This is a genomic window from Streptomyces sp. NPDC088794, from assembly GCF_044750545.1.
Taxonomy (GTDB): domain Bacteria; phylum Actinomycetota; class Actinomycetes; order Streptomycetales; family Streptomycetaceae; genus Streptomyces.
In genome coordinates, this window is sequence record NZ_JBIVKB010000005.1 from 523436 (window position 1) to 541885 (window position 18450).

The window sequence follows — 18450 nt, forward strand, 5'->3', positions numbered from 1 at the left end:
TTGCGACCCAGGCGCGTGAGAAATCGTGAGATATGAGAGCGTGAGTCGAGTGAGTGACACGACTGCCGCGCCCTTGCAGTACCGCTTTGACGGGCCAGAAGAAGCTCCGGTCCTGATCTTGGGGCCGTCGCTCGGTACCACCTGGCACATGTGGGATCGCCAGATCCCCGAACTGGTCAAGCAGTGGCGCGTGTTCCGCTACGACCTGCCCGGACACGGCGGAGCGCCCGCCTACCCGGCCGGCTCGGTGTCGGAGCTGGCCGCCCGGCTGCTGGTCACCCTCGACGGGCTCGGTGTGCAGCGCTTCGGCTACGCGGGCTGCGCGTTCGCCGGTGCGGTCGGTATGGAGCTGGCGCTGCGCCACCCGGAGCGGGTCGCCTCGCTCGGGCTGCTCGCCGCCTCGCCGCGCTTCGGCACCGCCGACGAGTTCCGGCAGCGAGGGGTGATCGTGCGGACCAACGGGCTGGATCCCATCGCCCGTACGTCTCCCGACCGTTGGTTCACCAGCGGGTTCGCCGCCGCGCAGCCCGCGATCACCGACTGGGCCGTACAGATGGTGCGGACCACCGACCCCGGCTGCTACATCGCCGCCTGCGAGGCGCTCGCCGCGTTCGACGTACGGTCCGAGCTGTCCCGGATCGGTGTGCCGACCCTGGTCCTGGTCGGCTCGGACGACCAGGTCACCGGCCCCGCCGAGGCCCGCACGCTGGTCGCCGGCATACCGGACGCCCGGCTCGCCGTCGTCCCCGGCGCCTCCCACCTGGTCCCGGTCGAACAGCCCGCCGCGGTCACCGACCTCCTGGTCCGGCACTTCTCCACCGCCTGGCAGCCCGCCTTCGACTCGTCCACCGGCCAGACGGCCATCCCGCCGGTCCCGGTCAAGCCCGTCCTGAGCGCACCGCCCGTACAGGCCACGCCGATCGCCGAGATCGCCCCCGTCGTCGTACCGCCGCAGGCATATCCGATGGGACGGCCCGATCCGTACGACGCCGGGATCAAGGTCCGCCGGGAGGTGCTCGGCGACGCGCATGTCGACCGGGTGCTGGCGCAGGCCGACGAGTTCTCCGGCGACTTCCAGGAGTTCATCACCCGGTACGCGTGGGGCGAGATCTGGGACCGGCCCGGACTCGACCGGCGCTCCCGCAGCTGTGTCACCCTCACCGCCCTGGTCGCGGGCGGCCACCTGGACGAGCTGGCCTTCCACACCAGAGCCGCCCTGCGCAACGGTCTGACCCCCGTCGAGATCAAAGAGGTGCTCCTCCAGGCGGCCGTCTACTGCGGAGTGCCCGCCGCCAACAGCGCCTTCAAGGTGGCGCAGCAGGTCATCCGCGAGGAGACGACTCCGACGGAGTGACGGGCCCCTCCGCTGCCGGGAAAACAGCCTGGCAGCGAAGGCATCAGCCTCGACCGCCCACCCCCGCGCGCGAAGCGGCAGGATGGGAACCATGAAGCTCACGAAGAAGTCGCACGCGTGCGTACGCCTCGAAAAGGGCGGTCGGACGCTCGTCCTGGACCCCGGAGTGTTCAGCGAGGAGGACGCCACCGCCGGCGCGGACGCGATCCTGGTCACGCACGAGCACCCCGACCACTTCGACGAGGGCAAGCTGCGCGCGGCCCTGGACGCCGACCCCGCCGTCGAGATCTGGACCCTCGCCTCCGTGGCCCAGCAGCTGTCGGCCGCGTTCCCGGGCCGTGTCCACACCGTCGGCCACGGCGACACCTTCACCGCCGCCGGCTTCGACGTCCAGGTCCACGGCGAACTGCACGCGGTGATCCACCCGGACATCCCGCGCATCACCAACGTCGGCTACCTGGTCGACGGCGGCCAGGTCTTCCACCCCGGCGACGCCCTCACCGTCCCCGACCAGCAGGTCGAGACGCTGATGCTCCCCGTGATGGCGCCCTGGAACAAGATCTCCGAGGTCATCGAGTACGTCCGTGAGGTGAAGCCGCAGCGCGCGTACGACATCCACGACGCCCTCCTCACCGACCTGGCCCGCCCGATCTACGACCACCAGATCGGCGCGCTCGGCGGCGCGGAGCATCTTCGACTCGCGCCGGGGGCCTCCGCGGAGGTCTGAGACCGGGTTGTCAGACCCGCCCGGTAGGTTGTGAGGCATGCGTATCGCGACCTGGAACGTGAACTCGATCACCGCCCGCCTGCCGAGGCTGCTGGCCTGGCTGGAGAGCAGCGGCACGGACGTGCTGTGCCTCCAGGAGGCCAAGCTGGCCGAGGCGCAGTTCCCGTTCGACCAGCTGCGCGAGCTGGGCTACGAGGCGGCGGTCAACGCGACCGGCCGGTGGAACGGCGTGGCGGTGCTCTCCCGGGTGGGCCTGGAGGACGTCGTCAAGGGCCTGCCCGGCGGCCCCGAGTACGACGGCGCCGAGGAGCCCCGTGCCGTCTCGGCGACCTGCGGCGGGGTCCGCGTCTGGTCGGTGTACGTGCCGAACGGGCGCGAGGTGGACCACCCGCACTACGCCTACAAGCTCCAGTGGTTCGAGGCCCTGAAGGCGGCCGTCGCGGACGACGCCACCGGCAGCCGCCCCTTCGCGATCCTGGGCGACTACAACGTGGCGCCGACGGACGACGACGTCTACGACGTGGCCGCCTTCGAGGGCCTCACCCACATCACCGAGCCCGAGCGCGCCGCCCTCGCCGCCCTGCGCGAGGCCGGCCTGTCGGACGTCGTACCGAGGCCCCTGAAGTACGACCACCCGTACACGTACTGGGACTACCGCCAGCTCGCCTTCCCCAAGAACCGGGGCATGCGCATCGACCTGGTGTACGGCAACGAGCCGTTCGCCAAGGCGGTCACCGACTCCTACGTGGACCGCGAGGAGCGCAAGGGCAAGGGCGCCTCGGACCACGCGCCCGTGGTGGTCGACCTCGACGTGCCGTAGCAGGACAGGCGCCGGGCCGTCACAGGAGCGTCAGGTCCACCGCCCCCGCCAGCGCGGCCAGCCCCGTCTCTCCCGGATGCAGGTGGTCGCCGCCGTCGTACGCGGGCAGCAGGCGGGCCGGCTGCGCGGGGTCGCGCAGCACCGCGTCGAAGTCGACGACGCCGTCGAACACGTCGTTGGCCCGGATCCAGGTGTTGACGGCGACCCGCTGGGTGTCGACGGCGGCCGTGCACCGCACCTCGCCCGCGCAGGGCAGGATCGTGGCCACCAGCATCCGCAGCCCCCGCTCGTGGCCACGCTCCGCGATCTCCCGCAGCCCGGCGACCACTTGCGCGGCCGTCGCCTGCCAGCGCACGTCGTTGACGCCCTCGAAGACGATCACCGTCCGCACCGAGGTCTGGGCGAGGACGTCCCGGTCGAGCCGGTTGAGGGCGTCGACCCCGGTGGAGTCCGTGGAGATCCCCTCGCCGTGGTAGATCTCGGCGACCACGCGGTTGCCGGAGATCCCCTGGTTCAGCACCCCGTACCGCGGCACCGCATTCTGCGCGAGCAGCCGCGTGGCCAGCGCGTTGGGCCACCGCCGGTTGGAGTCCGTCGTGGACCCGGCGCCATCGGTGATCGAGTCCCCGAGCAGCACCACGGACCCGGGCCCGCCGCTCACGACCACACCGGTCAGCAGCGGCCAGGTGGTCAGGGTCGTGGTGTACGCCGTCGAGGCGCTGTCCGCCGTGTGGTCGCCCGGTGTGCTCAGGTACGAGCGCTGCTTGGCGAGCCGGTGCTCGGCCACCGTCGCCACCGTGTCCGGCAGATGGAAGCTCACCAGCAGATTGGTGTCGGCGGGCACCTCGAAGCCGAGCGGATCGGTGAACGCCTGCGCCCCGGCCGGGACTTCGACACCCGCCGCGCCCCCGAAGGACAGTGCGACCGGCACGTCCCGCGCGGTCGCCCCCGCCGACTGCACGGCCACGGTGGCGCCCCCGATCCGTACCGGCGCCGCCGCGAAGGTGTTGTCGAACCGCAGCCGCACCCGCGGGCCGCCCACCGAGGTGTGCACCACGAGCCGCAGCGTCCGGTCGGTCCACGGCCCCACCGCCGGATACCCGGACGTCGAGGCCGTCCAACTCCCCGTCCAACCGGCGGACTTGGCGCGCACCGACAGTGCGAACACATGCAGCCCCGCCGCACTCGGCAGCCGTACTGAGACGACCTCGCGCCCGGGTGTGATCGGCACGGTGACGACGTACAGCCGTGCCTGCGAGGTGAGTTGACCGGCGGGAGTGTTCACGTGGGGGAGGGTGACGGCCTTGGTGGCGAGGGCGCCGGTGCGCCAGTCGGGGGCGGTCAGTCGGTACGCCGATGAGCTGCCGTCGGCGTACGAGACCGTGCCCGAGCCGGTGGCCGCCCTGCCGCCCGTGGCCGTCGCCAGGAAGGCGAGCGCGTCGCCGGTGCCGGTCAGGAGGACGGACTGGCCGGCGGCGGTCGCGTTGTCCGGCTCGCCGGGTTGTCGGTCGGGCCAAGTCAGGTCGGCGCCCTGCACGGTCAGCGTGCGGCCGGGTGTCCAGCCCGCGGCCGTGAGGTCGCGCGCCGACAGCGAGGCGCCCGAGCCGTCGAAGTCGGCCTGGCCCGGGAGGGCGTCGTCGCTGACGGCCGTGTTGTCGAAGAGCTGCTCCAGCGGGAGCGGTTCCTCGGCCCGGGTCCTCTCCACGTACCCCGTGGCCTGCGCGCTCGCGGGCCCGGCCGCCGTGACCAGACCGAGCAGCACGACCGCGGCGGCGGTGATTCTTCGTCCCAGCGACCGTCGACGCACGCCCGGTCTCCCTTCGCACAGTGATCACTGACGTGCAGACGGTAAGGGGAGGTCACAGCGATGCGCGGGCGACACTCGCGGGCCGGGCGCCGCTCGGCGGCACGCCCTCCTTCTTGCCGAATCCATGGCCCGCGCGCCTGTGGTGCGTGGGCGGTACCCGGTGCGAGGCTGAACGTATGAACATCCCTTTCCTGGGCAAGCGTCGCGAGGTCCCCCCGGTGCACAACTCGGAGGGTGTCGGTGAGCTCCTCTCCGAGTGCGAACTGCTCCGCTCACAGGCGTCCCAGGAGGGCGTCCGGCTCGACGACACGGTCGCCTCGCTGGAGGCCCTGGACCAACTGCTGCCGCGCTGGCGCGACGACGCGGAGACGCTGCCGTGGCTCGGCAACGACGCCGGCCTCTATCTGGGCACCGTCATCGTGCGCACGGTGGCCGGCGCCGCCTGGGAGATCCGGGAGGACGGCCAGCCCGTCGTCCGGCTCGAGTCCGGGCGCGAGTTCGACGTCGTCGAGTCGGGTCACGACTGGGCCGACACCGGAGTTCCCGAACTCTCCCAGCTGTACGCGGAGGTCGCCGAGGTGTGAACCTTTGACTCGTAGTTCGACGTAAATACGGCTAATGCCCGAAAAGTGCGTGTCGTGCGTTAACTCCTCTCCGGTGTGGATAGTTTGCGGCAACCACGACACAGCTGACAGTGAGTAGGGCTGCGAATGGCCGTCGATCCGTTGATCGAACTGCGTGACGTCAACAAGTACTACGGGGAGCTGCATGTCCTGCAGGACATCAACCTCACCGTCGGCAAGGGGGAGGTGGTCGTCGTCATCGGCCCTTCGGGGTCGGGGAAGTCGACACTGTGCAGGACGGTCAACCGCCTCGAGACCATCCAGTCCGGCACCATCCTGCTGGACGGACGGCCGCTGCCCGAGGAGGGCAAGGCGCTCGCCAGGCTCCGCGCCGACGTCGGCATGGTCTTCCAGTCCTTCAACCTCTTCGCCCACAAGACGGTGCTGCAGAACGTCTCGCTGGCCCAGACGAAGGTGCGCCGCCGCAAGCGGGAGGACGCCGACAAGCGCTCCCTCGACCTGCTCGACCGCGTCGGCCTCGCCTCCCAGGCACCCAAGTACCCGGCGCAGCTCTCCGGCGGCCAGCAGCAGCGCGTGGCCATCGCCCGCGCCCTCGCCATGGAGCCCAAGGCGCTCCTGTTCGACGAGCCCACCTCCGCCCTCGACCCCGAGATGATCAACGAAGTCCTTGAAGTCATGCGGCAGTTGGCGCGCGACGGCATGACGATGGTCGTCGTCACCCATGAGATGGGCTTCGCCCGCTCCGCTGCGCACCGCGTCGTGTTCATGGCCGACGGCCGGGTCGTGGAGGACCGCACCCCCGAGGAGTTCTTCACCGACCCGCGCAGCGAGCGCGCGAAGGACTTCCTGTCAAAGATCCTCAAGCACTGAGCGGGGGAGCGCGATCCATGTTCCGTACCACACGTGTGCGCACGGCCCTGGCCGTGTCCGTGGCGCTGCTCGCGGCGGCCTGCGGCAAGGAGGGCAGTCCGCCCGGCAAGGGCCCGGCGGCCGACAAGCTGCCCGACTACCGGGTGGCGCAGGGCTTTCAGCTGACCTCGTCCAAGACCTGGAAGCGGGCGGAGAAGCGCGGCCACTTCGTCGTCGGCGCCAAGGAGGACCAGCCCTACCTCGGCGAGAAGGACCCGGCGACCGGCACCTACTCAGGCTTCGACATCGAGATCGCCAAGATGATGTCGGCCTCCCTCGGCCTCGCCCCGACGTCGGTCCGCTTCAGGACCATCGCCTCCGCCAACCGCGAAACCGCCCTCCAGAACGGCCAGATCGACTACTACGTCGGCACCTACACCATCAACGACAACCGCAAGAAGCTCGTCGGCTTCGCCGGTCCCTACTACATGGCGGGTCAGTCCCTCCTGGTGCGCACGGACGAGCACGACATCCACGGCCCCGGAGACCTCGACGGCAAGCGCGTCTGCTCGGCGGCCGGCTCGACGCCGTACCAGCGCATCAAGGACGACTACCCCAAGGCCGAACTCGTCGCCTACGACACCTACTCGGTCTGCGTCGACAACCTGCTGACCTATCAGGTCGACGCGGTCACCACCGACGACGCCATCCTCATCGGCTACGCGGCGAAGGTGCCCGACGAACTCAAGGTCGTCGGCAGGCCGTTCTCGAAGGAGCCGTACGGCATCGGCGTCCCGCACTCCGACAACGCCCTGCGCCTCGCCCTCGACGACGCCCTCCAGGCCCGCGAGAAGAACGGCGACTGGAAGAAGGCGTACGAGGCCACGCTCGGTCTGTCCGGCGTCCCCGCGCCGACCCCGCCCGCGATCGACCGCTACCAGGCCGGCTCATGAACGTACTCACGGACAACTTCTCCACCTACGGCGACGGCTTCCTCGGCACGGTCGAACTCACCGTGTACTCCTCGGTGTTGGCCCTGGTCCTCGGCTTCGTCATGGCGTCCTTCCGGGTCGCCCCCGTCGGGTCCTTCCGGGTCTTCGGCACCGCGTGGGTGACCGTCCTGCGCAACACTCCGCTCACCCTGCTGTTCTTCGCGGTGCTGCTCGGCCTGCCGCGCTTCGGACTCGTCCTGCCCTTCCAGGTGTTCGCGATCCTCGCCCTGGGCTGCTACACCTCGGCGTTCATCTGCGAGGCGCTGCGCTCCGGCATCAACACCGTGCCCAGGGGGCAGGGCGAGGCGGCCCGCAGCCTCGGCATGACCTTCGGGCAGACACTCGCGCTGGTCGTGCTGCCGCAGGCGTTCCGCTCGGTGATCCCGCCGGTCGGCTCCACGCTCATCGCGCTGGCCAAGAACTCAGCGATCGCCGGCGCGTTCAGCGTCACCGAACTGCTCGGCACGTACAGGACGCTCAGCGAGCTCGGCTACAACATCGTCTGGACCTTCGTCTGGATCGCCGTCGGCTACCTGATCATCACCCTCGCCATCAGCGCCCTGTTCAACGTGCTGGAGCGGAAGTGGGGTATCGCCCGATGACCGAAGCCTCCGCCCTCTACGACATCCCGGGCCCCAGGACCCGCCAACGGCACCTCGCCTACGGTGTCCTGTCCACCGTCGTGATCCTCGGCCTGCTGGGCTGGATCCTCTATCTCCTGTTCGACACCGGCCAGTTCACGTACACGAAGTGGATGCCCTTCGAGTACAAGGGCATCCAGGAGCTCCTGCTGCGGGGCCTGGGCAACACACTGAAGGCCTTCGCGATCGCGGGCGCCCTGTCGCTGGTGCTCGGCGGACTGCTCGCGGCCGGGCGGCTGTCGGACCACCGTCCGGTGCGCTGGCTGGCCACCGTGCTCGTGGAGTTCTTCCGGGCCATGCCCGTCCTGGTCATGATCTTCTTCGTCTTCGTGGCGCTGAAGGTGCAGCCGCTGCCCGCGCTGGTCGCCGGACTCACCCTCTACAACGGCTCGGTGCTCGCCGAGGTCTTCCGCTCGGGCATCGGCAGCGTCGAACGCGGCCAGCGGGAGGCCGCGTTCGCGCTCGGGATGCGCAAGTCCCAGGTCATGGCCCATGTGTTGGTGCCACAGGCGGTGCGGGCGATGCTGCCCGCCATCATCAGCCAGTTGGTGGTGGCCCTGAAGGACACCTCCCTCGGATACCTCATCACCTACGAGGAGTTCCTCCATGCCGGCAAGCTGATCGCCTCCAACCTGGACTACGATTTGCCGTTCATCCCCGTGGTGCTGGTGATCTCACCGATCTACATCGGGATGTGCATGCTGCTCTCCTGGTTCGCGGGATGGGTGTCCCGGCGGGAGCAGCGCAGTCCCAAGACCGAGGCCGTGGACGTCACCGCGGCCGCGCCCGGAACGCTGCTGCCGGGTGGGGATCCCCCCACGGCCCCTGGACCGTAAGGGGGCAGCAGTCACAGAGCCATACCCGCCCGGCGTCGGCCGGAGATCACTGCTCGCGCAGCGGAATCGACACGTACGACGGGTCGTTCGCCGGTGAGGAGAAGGTCAGCCGCGCGCCGGACGGGTTGTGCTCGATGTAGAGCGGGTCGACCGTGTCGACGACCAGGGCCAGCCGGTGCCCTGCCGGAACGTCGTAGGCCGTGGAGTACAGCTCCAGGTCCACGCCGAACGGCTTGCCGGGTGTCAGCCCGTGGAAGGTGTACGGCGCGTTGCTGACCAGCTTGCCGAGGCCGAGCGGCCCCACGTCGTACAGGTAGGCGACGAGGGTGCCGCTCTCCTCGGTCGGAGTGAGAGTGGTGTGCAACTTCGCGGTGCCGCGCACGTGTTGGGCGTCGGCGTACTTCTCCGACTGCCACACGGCGGCCCAGCGGCGGGGGAGCAGGGGGATCGAGGCGATCGGGGGCACTTGCGCCACCTGGTCGAGGATGCTGGACAGGAAGATGATCCCGCCGTCCGCGCCCGAGTCGACGTTGGTGTGGATCGTGGTCGTTCCCCCGAGGGCGATCTTCCGCTCGGTCGCGGCGACCGACTTCCAGTCCGGATAGCCCTCGTAGCCGCCGCTGGAACGGGACTTGAGCCGCACCGGCTGCTCGCGGTCGACGCCGTTGTCGGCGCCCTTGAGGTAGTGGTCGAACCAGCGCTCGGTGTCGGTCCACACGTCGTTGGGCAGGCCGAACAGCCCGGTCAGCTCGGCGGTGGCGTGGTCGCCTGGGCGCAGCTCCAGCCGCTTGGGTCCGGTCAGCTTCTCGTAGAAGTCCGCGTACGAGTTGGGCGGGAAGATCGTGTCGCCCCACGCGTTGGCCATCATGACCGCCGCGCCGTTCTTGTTGAGTTGATCCACGTATGTGGCGGCCGAACGTTTCTTCCCCCAGTTGATGATGTCCTGTTCCCGGGACAGGTCGGAGGCGTAGAAGTCGTCGAAGATCGACCGGATCTCGGGGCTCTGGCGGCCGGTGACCAGGCTCGCGCCGTCCAGCAGGGCCGCGGCCTGGACGTGCTGGGTGCGGCCGGAGTAGATCGAGCCGATCAGGTCGGACCAGCCGCTGAGCGAGGCAACCGCCTTGATCCGCTGGTCCTTCGCCGCCGCGAGCAGGCTGATGCCGGCGCCGTAGGAGACGCCCGCCATGCCGATGTGCTGGGCGTCGGACGGGGTGTTGGCCAGTGCCCAGTCGATGACCTTGGACGCGTCGGCCGTGTCGGCGGGGCCCGCCACGTCGATCTCGCCGCCCGACTGCCAGAAGCCGCGGACGTTGTAACTGACCACGACATAGCCGGAGTTCGCGAGCTTCTGGGCCTGGGCGAGGTACTCGATCTGGGGCAGACCCCAGCTGGTGGGCAGCACCAGCAGCGGGTAGCGGTGCGTGCCGTCGGCGCCGGTGGGCGTGATGACGTTCGCCTTGAGGACGGTGCCGCCGTCGCCGCTGATGTCTACGAAACGGACAGCGTCCGCCGCTTGGGCGGCAGGGGTGAGTCCGAGGGCGCTTCCGGCGACCAGAGTCGCGGAGACGGCGCCCACGGCGGTCGTACGCAGGGCCTTGCGAGGGAGTCCCACGGGTCACTCCTCACTCGTGTAAGTGGAAAGTGACCCGACGGTAACCGCGGTCGCTTACCGCAAGTAACCCGTCGGTAAGTTACGTGCGAGTAACGATTGTTGAAATGTGTGCGACCTCAGGAGGCGCGGTGGGAGTTGGGCGTAGGGGTGGGTGTCGGCAGAGGGGCCTGGGCCGCCCGGGTCACGTCCGCGACCAGCTCGGCCACATCGGGGCCGTACGCCTGCGAGTTGACCACCTTCAGCAGGAGGACGAACGTGCTGTTGCCGTATTTGCGGGCCAGCCGTTCGTGGTTGCGGGCGAGATAGCGGGTGGCGGCCTGGTTGGTGATCGCGGTCTGGCCGCTGAAGAGGAACACGGGTCTGGTCATGCCGGGCTGGCCGGCCGTGAGCCGGGCCAGCAGCACGTGTTCGGCCACGCCCTTCTCCATGCGGTAGCGCTCGCTGCCGATCTGGAACGCCAGCTTGTCCGGGCCCGGTTCCGGCGCGATGTTCACGCGCACCCCGGGCAGCATCGCCTGCATGTGGGCAGCCATGCGCCGGTTCGACCCCGGGCCGCCGACGCAGAACTCCGTCCGCTCGCCGAAACCCTGCCGGGCCACGTCCTGCGTGATGACCTCGGCGTGGGCCCCGCAGTCCTTGATGAGTGCCGACAGCTCCAGCAGGGCGAACACGTCGTAGCGGTGCACCGACAGATCGGGGCTGCCCGCGTCCCGGTTCACGACGAGCAGCGACTCGGAGTTGTCGGGCAGCCCGAAGAAGGCCTGCTTGCGGCGGAGTTTCCGCTTCCACAGGTACGTACGGGCCAGCCAGCCGAGCGCGGCACTGATGCCGGCCGCGAGCACGCCCAGGACGATGTTGCGCACGTCGTCATTCATGGGCGCGCATGCTAGCGGGCCCGGGCAAACCCGTGTTCGAGCCATGGTGTCGGCCATGCTTCCGCGCGCTCCTGACGTGGGCATGGTGATGGCATAGGCTGCGCGGACGGCCTTTTACTGGAGGTACGGATGCGTCGCCCTGTCGCACGGAAACTGTCGGTCCTGGCGGTCTCGGCCGCCGTGGTGTCGGTGGGGGCGGCAGCGCCGCCGGCCGCCCAGGACACCACTGCTCGGAAGGTCCCGGTGGCCGTCGGCTACGGCGGCGCGGTCTCCAGCGTCGACGCCGACGCCTCGGCCGCCGGCATCGAGGTCCTGAGGAAGGGCGGCAACGCGGTCGACGCCGCGGTCGCCACGGCCGCCGCCCTCGGCGTCACCGAGCCCTACTCCTCCGGCATCGGCGGAGGCGGCTATTTCGTCTACTACGACGCCAAGTCCCGTACCGTGCGCACGATCGACGGCCGGGAGACCGCGCCGCTGACCGCCGACTCCGGCCTCTTCCTGGAGAACGGCAAGCCGCTCGCCTTCGCCGACGCCGTCAGCAGCGGCCTGAGCGTCGGCACGCCGGGCACGCCCGCCACCTGGCAGACGGCGCTCGACAAGTGGGGCAGCAAGAGACTCGGCACGGTGCTCAAGCCCGCCGAACGGATCGCCCGCGACGGCTTCACCGTGGACGACACGTTCCGCTCGCAGACCGCATCCAACGAGACCCGGTTCCGCTACTTCCCGGACACCGCGAAGCTCTTCCTGCCGGGCGGACAGCTCCCCGTCGTCGGCTCCACCTTCAAGAACCCCGAACTCGCCCGTACCTATGAGGAGTTGGGCAAGAAGGGGGTCGGGGCGATCTACCGCGGCGACCTCGGCGAGGACATCCTCGACACGGTCAACAACCCGCCGGTGGACCCGGGTTCCGGCTGGAACGCCCGCGCCGGCAAGCTCTCCGCCAAGGACCTCGCCGCCTACCGCGCCAAGCTCCAGGCGCCCACGGAGACCTCGTACCGCGGTCTCGACGTCTACTCCATCGCGCCCTCCTCCTCCGGCGGCACGACCGTCGGCGAGGCGCTCAACATCCTGGAGAAGACGGACCTCTCGAAGGCGAGCGAGGTCCAGTACCTGCACCACTTCATCGAGTCGACCCGGATCGCGTTCGCGGACCGCGGGCGCTGGGTCGGCGACCCCGCCTTCGAGGACGTACCCACGAAGGAACTCCTCTCGCAGAAGTACGCCGACTCGCGCGCGTGCCTGATCAAGGACGACGCGGTGCTCACCAGCCCGCTGGCGCCCGGCGATCCGCGGCACCCGGCGGCCTGCGGGGCCGGCGGCACGGCGGCACCGACGACGTACGAGGGCGAGAACACCACGCACCTCACGGTGGCCGACAAGTGGGGGAACGTCGTCGCCTACACGCTCACCATCGAGCAGACCGGCGGCAGCGGGATCACGGTCCCCGGGCGCGGGTTCCTGCTCAACAACGAGCTGACGGACTTCTCCTTCGCCCCGGCCAACCCGGCCGTGCACGACCCGAACCTGCCCGGGCCCGGCAAGCGCCCGCGCTCGTCGATCTCGCCGACGATCGTCCTCGACAAGCACGACAAGCCGGTGGTGGCACTCGGTTCGCCCGGTGGCGCGACCATCATCACGACCGTGCTCCAGACGCTCACCGAGTTCCTCGACCGCGGCCTGCCACTCGTCGACGCCATCGCCGCGCCGCGCGCCAGCCAGCGCAACGCGGCCAAGACCGAACTCGAACCCGGCCTCTACAACAGCGACTTGAGGACGCAGCTGGAGGCCATCGGGCACTCCTTCACGCTCAACCCCGAGATCGGAGCGGCCACGGGCGTGCAGCGACTGCCGAACGGGAAGTGGCTGGCCGCCGCGGAGACGGTACGGCGGGGTGGCGGCTCGGCGATGGTGGTGCACCCGGCGCCGTAGCCGGCACGGACACTGTGCGGGGAGCCGGGGCGGACTCACAACCACTCCGCCCCGGCGGCCCTGCGGGCCTCGGCTCGGCGGGTCCGCCCCCACTCGGTGGGCTCCGACTCTCCGCTCGGCGGACACGCCCCCTGGCGCGCAGGGCTCGGCCCTCCCGCTCGGCGGTTGCCCCGCTCAGCGGGCCGTCAGGATGCGGGGGCCGTTGTTCGTGATCGCCACCGTGTGTTCCACGTGCGCCGCGCGGGAGCCGTCGTTCGTGCGCAGGGTCCAGCCGTCGGGGGCCGCGTGGTAGTCGTCGCCGCCACCGGCGATCAGCATCGGCTCGATGGCGATGGCCATGCCCTGGCGCAGCGGGAAGCCGCGGCCGGGGCGGCCCTCGTTCGGGACCCCCGGGTCCTCGTGCATGCGCCGGCCGATGCCGTGGCCGCCGAAGCCCTCCGGGATGCCGTAGCCGCCGGCCCGGCAGACCGTGCCGATCGCGTGGGCGATGTCCCCGATCCGGTTGCCGACCACGGCCGCCTCGATGGCCGCCGCGAGTGCCCGCTCGGCCGTCTCGATCATGCGCACGTCCGCCGGGCGCGGCTCGCCGACGATGAAGCTGATCGCCGAGTCGCCCACCCAGCCGTTCAGTTCGGCACCGAAGTCGGCCGAGACCAGGTCGCCGTCGCGCAGCCGGTAGCCGGTCGGGATGCCGTGCACGATCGCGTCGTTCACCGAGACGCACAGGACGGCCGGGAACGGGGTCGGCGCGAAGGAGGGGCGGTAGCCGAGGAAGGGCGAGCCGGCGCCCGCCGCGCGCAGTACGCCATGCGCCACCTCGTTCAGCTCCAGCAGGGAAACGCCCACGTCAGCGGCTTCCCGTACGGCCGTCAGGGCCTGTCCGACGATCTGTCCCGCTGCGTACATGGCGTCGAGCGATGTGTCTGTCTTGAGTTCCACCATGCCAATTACTATACCGGTATTAGAATGACGGCATGGTACGCACCCCTCTCACCACCGAAGAGCGCGAACGCGGCGAGCGTTTCGGGCGGCTGCTCCGCGAGGCCCGCGGCGGGCGCAGCATGACGGACGTGGCCGCGAGCGCCGGCATCTCCGCCGAGACCCTCCGCAAGATCGAGACCGGACGGGCCCCGACGCCGGCCTTCTTCACGGTCGTCGCGCTGGCCCGCGCCCTCGGTCTGTCGATGGACGAACTGGCCACGCGCTGCGAGTTGGTGATCGTCTGACCCGGGCCGGCCGTCCATGGAACGCGGGTTGGTCGCGCGCCGGTCGCACATTGGTCAAGATCCCGCAATGAGGTGGCTGCGCGCCGACTGAAAACCTAACGTAGCAACCCCGTAACACGGCTGGTGTTGCCTACGAACCGGAGTGCTCCGGTCTGGCGGGAGTTGGGCGATGGCTGTGGATCAACTCCCGGGGAGGGTGCGGGAGTTCGCGAACTACCTGAACGGCCTGGTGGCGCGTCTCGACCAGGCCGGCGGTTGGTGCGCGGTGTTCTGGCAGCGGGATCCCGACGGCATGCAGGCCTGCCTCGACGGGCGTGAGATACCGCCCTGGGACGTACTGGAAGCGCTCCTCCAGGATTTGGCCGCGGCATACGGCCCTCGCGCCGCCGCCCAGGAGCAGGAGCGGATCCGCGCCCTGCACTCCGCCGCACTCCTCGACCACGACGCCCGGCCCGGCGCCCGCGACGCCCTCGGCGACCGCCTCGACGTCATGCTCCGCGAACAGCGCTACGCGGCCGAACGGCAGGCGGAACTGAGCCGGTTGCTCGCCTCCGCGGCCACCCGTGAGGAGGCCGACGCCCTCCGCCTCGACCTCGCCTGGGCCCACGACGACCACGAACGGGCGACCGCCCGCTGCGCCGAACTCCACTCCCGCATGGCCGAGTTGGACCGGCGCACGACCGGCGGCCGGGCGGAGGCGACGCACCGCGGGCAGGCCGGAGAGGGACAGGCCGGAGAGGGACAGGCGGGAGAAGGGCACGCCGGTCAGGGGCCCGTGCGCTGGGTCGACGACACCTCCGCCGGGGGCGAGGGATGGGGTGCGCGCGAGGCCTCCGCCGGCGACGAGGGGTGGGACGCCCGCGACACCGGGTTCCCGCGGCAGCGGGGTGCGTACGAGCCCGAGTGGGAGGCTCCCGCCCAGGAACAGCCTGCTCAGGGGCGGCCCGGCCATGACTGGCCCGCACGGGACGAGTCCTCCCAGGACCGCTCCGCCCACGACTGGCACGGCGAGGACGAGTCCGGGCAGGACTGGCCGGCCCAGGAGCAGCCCGCTTTCGACGATCCGTTCGCCGAGCAGCCGGCCCCCGCCGATCCGTCCCCCGCGGAACCCGAGCCCGCGCCCCCTGCCCAGAAGCAGCGCAAGCGGCGCCGGGGCAGTGCGCGGTTCGCCGGGATGGCCGAGGCGGACGCCGCCCCCGTCGTCGTACCGCCGACCGCCCAGCCGAGCCCGCAGGCGCCGGCCGCGACCGGCCGCAGGACCCCCCGTGGCGCGCGATTCGCCGGGGCCGCCGCCGGGAACGAGCGGGTGAAGGCGCAGGGGAAGAGCGAGTCGGTGGACGACGGGGCTCCGCTGGAGGTCGTCGAGGCCGTCGGGCGGCTGGTGCGGCTGCGTGCCGAGGGCCGCAGCGGCGAGGCGCACGCGCTGCTCGTCGAGGCCGCCTACTGGCCCGCCGCCCGGTTCCCCATGCTCGCCGCCGAACTGCACCGCGCCGGGCTCGGCGCCGACTGGGCGACCCTGCTCTGGGAGGCCGCGTCCCTGCCCGCCGACCGGCTCGTCGCGGCGGCCGACGCCCTGGTCGCCGCGGGCCGCGACACCGACGGGGAGCAGATCCTGCGGCAGGGCGTGGCACGGCCCGCCGTCGAGGTCGGACAGGCCGTTCTGGAGCTGGTGGCGCAGGGGCGCCGGCGGGAGGTGCGCGCCCTGCTGGACGCGTACGTCCGCGTCCGCACCCCGGAGGAGGCGGCCCGCAGCGCCGAGCCCGACCCGCAGGCCCTCGCTCCGCTGCTGCTCGAAGCTGCGCAAGGTGTGTCCGAAGAGCGACACTGGGACCTGGTGCACGCCCTCCGGGTCGCCGGTTTCTCGGCCTGAGGCATCCCCGTCACCCCGCTGACCGGCCGCGCGGCTCACCCACCGGAGTGTGAAACGTGATCGACTCCGCGGGTTAACGACGATGGTCTTGGCAAGGCTCTCCCGGAGGCTTACGTTCATCCCTCTACGGCCTGTTCTACGGGCGTAGAGAGACGGACGTCCCGTCGAAGGAGCAGCTCATGGCCAACGTCGTACGTGCCGCTCTGGTCCAGGCCACCTGGACCGGCGACACCGAGTCCATGGTGGCGAAACACGAGGAGCACGCCCGCGAGGCGGCCCGCCAGGGCGCGAAGATCATCGGGTTCCAGGAGGTCTTCAACGCCCCCTACTTCTGCCAGGTCCAGGAGCCCGAGCACTACCGCTGGGCCGAGCCGGTGCCCGACGGGCCGACCGTGGTTCGTATGCAGGCGCTGGCGCGCGAGACCGGCATGGTGATCGTCGTGCCGGTCTTCGAACTGGAGCAGTCCGGCTTCTACTACAACACCGCCGCCGTGATCGACGCCGACGGCACCTTCCTCGGCAAGTACCGCAAGCATCACATCCCGCAGGTCAAGGGCTTCTGGGAGAAGTACTACTTCAAGCCGGGCAACGCCGGCTGGCCCGTCTTCGACACCGCCGTCGGCAGGGTGGGCGTCTACATCTGCTACGACCGGCACTTCCCGGAGGGCTGGCGGCAACTCGGGCTCAACGGCGCCCAGTTGGTGTACAACCCGTCGGCCACCTCGCGCGGTCTGTCGGCCTATCTGTGGCAGCTGGAGCAGCCGGCCGCGGCCGTCGCCAACGAGTACTTCGTCGCCGCGATCAACCGTGTGGGACAGGAGGAGTACGGGGACAACGACTTCTACGGGACGTCGTACTTCGTCGACCCGCGCGGACAGTTCGTCGGCGAGACCGCCGGCGACAAGGGCGAGGAACTCCTCGTCCGTGACCTGGACTTCGACCTGATCGACGAAGTGCGACAGCAGTGGGCGTTCTACCGGGACCGCCGACCCGACGCGTACGAGGGGCTGGTGCAGCCGTGACCAAGGACCTGCTGGGACGCCACCGCGCGGTGCTTCCCGACTGGCTCGCCCTCTACTACGAGGACCCGCTGGAGATCACCCACGGCGAGGGCCGCCACGTCTGGGACGCCGCGGGCAACAAGTACCTCGACTTCTTCGGCGGCATCCTCACCACGATGACCGCGCACGCGCTGCCCGAGGTGACCAAGGCGGTCAGCGAGCAGGCCGGGCGGATCATCCACTCCTCGACCCTGTACCTCAACCGGCCGATGGTCGAACTCGCCGAGCGCATCGCCCAGTTGAGCGGCATCCCGGACGCCCGCGTCTTCTTCACCACCTCCGGCACCGAGGCCAACGACACCGCCCTGATGCTCGCCACCACCTACCGGCGCAGCAACACGATCCTGGCGATGCGCAACAGCTACCACGGCCGCTCCTTCAGCTCGGTCGGCATCACCGGCAACCGCGGCTGGTCACCGACCTCGCTGTCACCGCTGCAGACGCTGTACGTGCACGGCGGCGTCCGCACCCGCGGCCCGTTCGCCGCCCTCAGCGACGACGAGTTCGTGGCGGCCTGCGTCGACGACCTCAAGGACCTGCTCGGCCACACCCGCCCGCCCGCGGCCCTGATCGCCGAGCCCGTCCAGGGTGTCGGCGGCTTCACCTCGCCGCCCGACGGCCTGTACGCCGCCTTCCGCGAGGTGCTGCACGAGCGCGGCATCCTGTGGATCGCCGACGAGGTGCAGACCGGCTGGGGCCGCACCGGCGACCACTTCTGGGGCTGGCAGGCACACGGCCGCAGCGGCCCGCCGGACATCCTCACCTTCGCCAAGGGAATCGGCAACGGCATGTCCATCGGCGGTGTCGTCGCCCGCGGCGAGATCATGAACTGCCTGGACTCCAACAGCATTTCGACGTTCGGCGGTACCCAGATCACCATGGCGGCGGGCCTCGCCAACCTCACCTACCTGCTGGAGCACGACCTCCAGGGCAACGCCCGGCGCGTCGGCGGCCTGCTCATCGAGCGACTGCGGGCCGTCGCCGCGCACCTGCCGTACGTCCGTGAGGTGCGCGGACGCGGGCTGATGATCGGCATCGAGCTGGTGAAGCCGGGCACCGACCAGGCCGATCCGGACGCCGCGTCCGCCGTGCTCGAAGCGGCCCGCGCAGGCGGCCTGCTCATCGGCAAGGGCGGCGGCCACAACACCAGCGCCCTGCGCGTCGCGCCACCCCTGTCCCTCACGGTCGCGGAGGCCGAGGAGGGCGCCGCCATCCTCGAAGACGCCCTGGGGAGCCTGCGCTGAGCGCGGAATGAGCAAGGGAACAC

The 18450-nt window shown here is 70.7% G+C and carries 17 protein-coding genes; 13 read left to right on the forward strand and 4 right to left on the reverse strand.

The features are described from left to right. Positions 1–148: 148 nt before the first annotated feature. The 3 genes from pcaC to ACIP6U_RS17980 all read left to right on the forward strand — a co-directional run bounded on the left by pcaC (position 149) and on the right by ACIP6U_RS17980 (position 2901). Entirely contained in the window at positions 149–1354 is a 1206-nt protein-coding gene (pcaC, locus tag ACIP6U_RS17970) for a 4-carboxymuconolactone decarboxylase (RefSeq protein WP_401718286.1), read from the forward strand. Between the two features lie 91 nt (positions 1355–1445). Further along, positions 1446–2081, forward strand: a complete 636-nt coding sequence (locus tag ACIP6U_RS17975; protein ID WP_401718288.1) for an MBL fold metallo-hydrolase — start codon at positions 1446–1448, stop codon at positions 2079–2081. A 37-nt stretch (positions 2082–2118) separates the two neighbouring features. Beyond that, positions 2119–2901: an exodeoxyribonuclease III gene (locus ACIP6U_RS17980; RefSeq protein ID WP_401718291.1), complete on the forward strand. Its 783-nt coding sequence runs from the start codon at positions 2119–2121 to the stop codon at positions 2899–2901. A 19-nt stretch (positions 2902–2920) separates the two neighbouring features. On the opposite strand, the gene ACIP6U_RS17985 is transcribed toward ACIP6U_RS17980, so the two are convergent. Continuing rightward, entirely contained in the window at positions 2921–4708 is a 1788-nt protein-coding gene (locus tag ACIP6U_RS17985) for a GDSL-type esterase/lipase family protein (protein WP_401718294.1), read from the reverse strand. A gap of 176 nt (positions 4709–4884) precedes the next feature. Here ACIP6U_RS17985 and ACIP6U_RS17990 point away from each other — a divergent pair, with 176 nt between their 5' ends. From ACIP6U_RS17990 to ACIP6U_RS18010, 5 genes are all read left to right on the forward strand, one after another. Then, positions 4885–5292, forward strand: coding sequence for a DUF6278 family protein (locus ACIP6U_RS17990; RefSeq protein WP_124001689.1), 408 nt, complete (start codon positions 4885–4887; stop codon positions 5290–5292). Between the two features lie 126 nt (positions 5293–5418). Beyond that, entirely contained in the window at positions 5419–6162 is a 744-nt protein-coding gene (locus ACIP6U_RS17995) for an amino acid ABC transporter ATP-binding protein (protein ID WP_401718297.1), read from the forward strand. Positions 6163–6179: 17 nt separating this feature from the next. Further along, positions 6180–7094, forward strand: coding sequence for a glutamate ABC transporter substrate-binding protein (locus tag ACIP6U_RS18000; RefSeq protein WP_401718300.1), 915 nt, complete (start codon positions 6180–6182; stop codon positions 7092–7094). Further along, positions 7091–7735 (forward strand): amino acid ABC transporter permease, encoded by a 645-nt coding sequence (locus ACIP6U_RS18005; RefSeq protein WP_401718303.1) that lies wholly within the window; start codon positions 7091–7093, stop codon positions 7733–7735. The genes ACIP6U_RS18000 and ACIP6U_RS18005 overlap by 4 nt, the downstream gene beginning before the upstream one ends. Continuing rightward, complete coding sequence (locus ACIP6U_RS18010; protein ID WP_401718306.1) at positions 7732–8610, forward strand: amino acid ABC transporter permease; 879 nt, start codon at positions 7732–7734, stop codon at positions 8608–8610. The genes ACIP6U_RS18005 and ACIP6U_RS18010 overlap by 4 nt, the downstream gene beginning before the upstream one ends. A 46-nt stretch (positions 8611–8656) precedes the next feature. Here ACIP6U_RS18010 and ACIP6U_RS18015 read toward each other — a convergent pair whose 3' ends face one another. Both ACIP6U_RS18015 and ACIP6U_RS18020 read right to left on the reverse strand, forming a co-directional pair. After that, positions 8657–10222, reverse strand: coding sequence for an alpha/beta fold hydrolase (locus tag ACIP6U_RS18015; protein ID WP_401718308.1), 1566 nt, complete (start codon positions 10220–10222; stop codon positions 8657–8659). Positions 10223–10338: 116 nt separating this feature from the next. Further along, positions 10339–11097: a hypothetical protein gene (locus tag ACIP6U_RS18020; protein ID WP_401718311.1), complete on the reverse strand. Its 759-nt coding sequence runs from the start codon at positions 11095–11097 to the stop codon at positions 10339–10341. A gap of 129 nt (positions 11098–11226) precedes the next feature. On the opposite strand from ACIP6U_RS18020, the gene ggt reads away from it, so the two are divergent. After that, positions 11227–13026, forward strand: a complete 1800-nt coding sequence (ggt, locus tag ACIP6U_RS18025) for a gamma-glutamyltransferase (RefSeq protein WP_401718314.1) — start codon at positions 11227–11229, stop codon at positions 13024–13026. Positions 13027–13200: 174 nt separating this feature from the next. Here ggt and map read toward each other — a convergent pair whose 3' ends face one another. Beyond that, entirely contained in the window at positions 13201–13968 is a 768-nt protein-coding gene (map, locus tag ACIP6U_RS18030) for a type I methionyl aminopeptidase (protein ID WP_401718317.1), read from the reverse strand. A 32-nt stretch (positions 13969–14000) separates the two neighbouring features. Between map and ACIP6U_RS18035 the strand changes: the two genes are divergently transcribed. The 4 genes from ACIP6U_RS18035 to ACIP6U_RS18050 all read left to right on the forward strand — a co-directional run bounded on the left by ACIP6U_RS18035 (position 14001) and on the right by ACIP6U_RS18050 (position 18427). Then, complete coding sequence (locus ACIP6U_RS18035) at positions 14001–14252, forward strand: helix-turn-helix transcriptional regulator (RefSeq protein WP_124001697.1); 252 nt, start codon at positions 14001–14003, stop codon at positions 14250–14252. Between the two features lie 169 nt (positions 14253–14421). Further along, complete coding sequence (locus tag ACIP6U_RS18040) at positions 14422–16122, forward strand: hypothetical protein (protein WP_401718321.1); 1701 nt, start codon at positions 14422–14424, stop codon at positions 16120–16122. 179 nt (positions 16123–16301) lie between these two features. Further along, complete coding sequence (locus tag ACIP6U_RS18045) at positions 16302–17144, forward strand: nitrilase-related carbon-nitrogen hydrolase (protein ID WP_401718324.1); 843 nt, start codon at positions 16302–16304, stop codon at positions 17142–17144. Continuing rightward, positions 17141–18427, forward strand: a complete 1287-nt coding sequence (locus tag ACIP6U_RS18050; protein ID WP_401718327.1) for an aspartate aminotransferase family protein — start codon at positions 17141–17143, stop codon at positions 18425–18427. Before ACIP6U_RS18045 ends, ACIP6U_RS18050 begins: the two co-directional genes overlap by 4 nt. Positions 18428–18450: the final 23 nt, after the last annotated feature.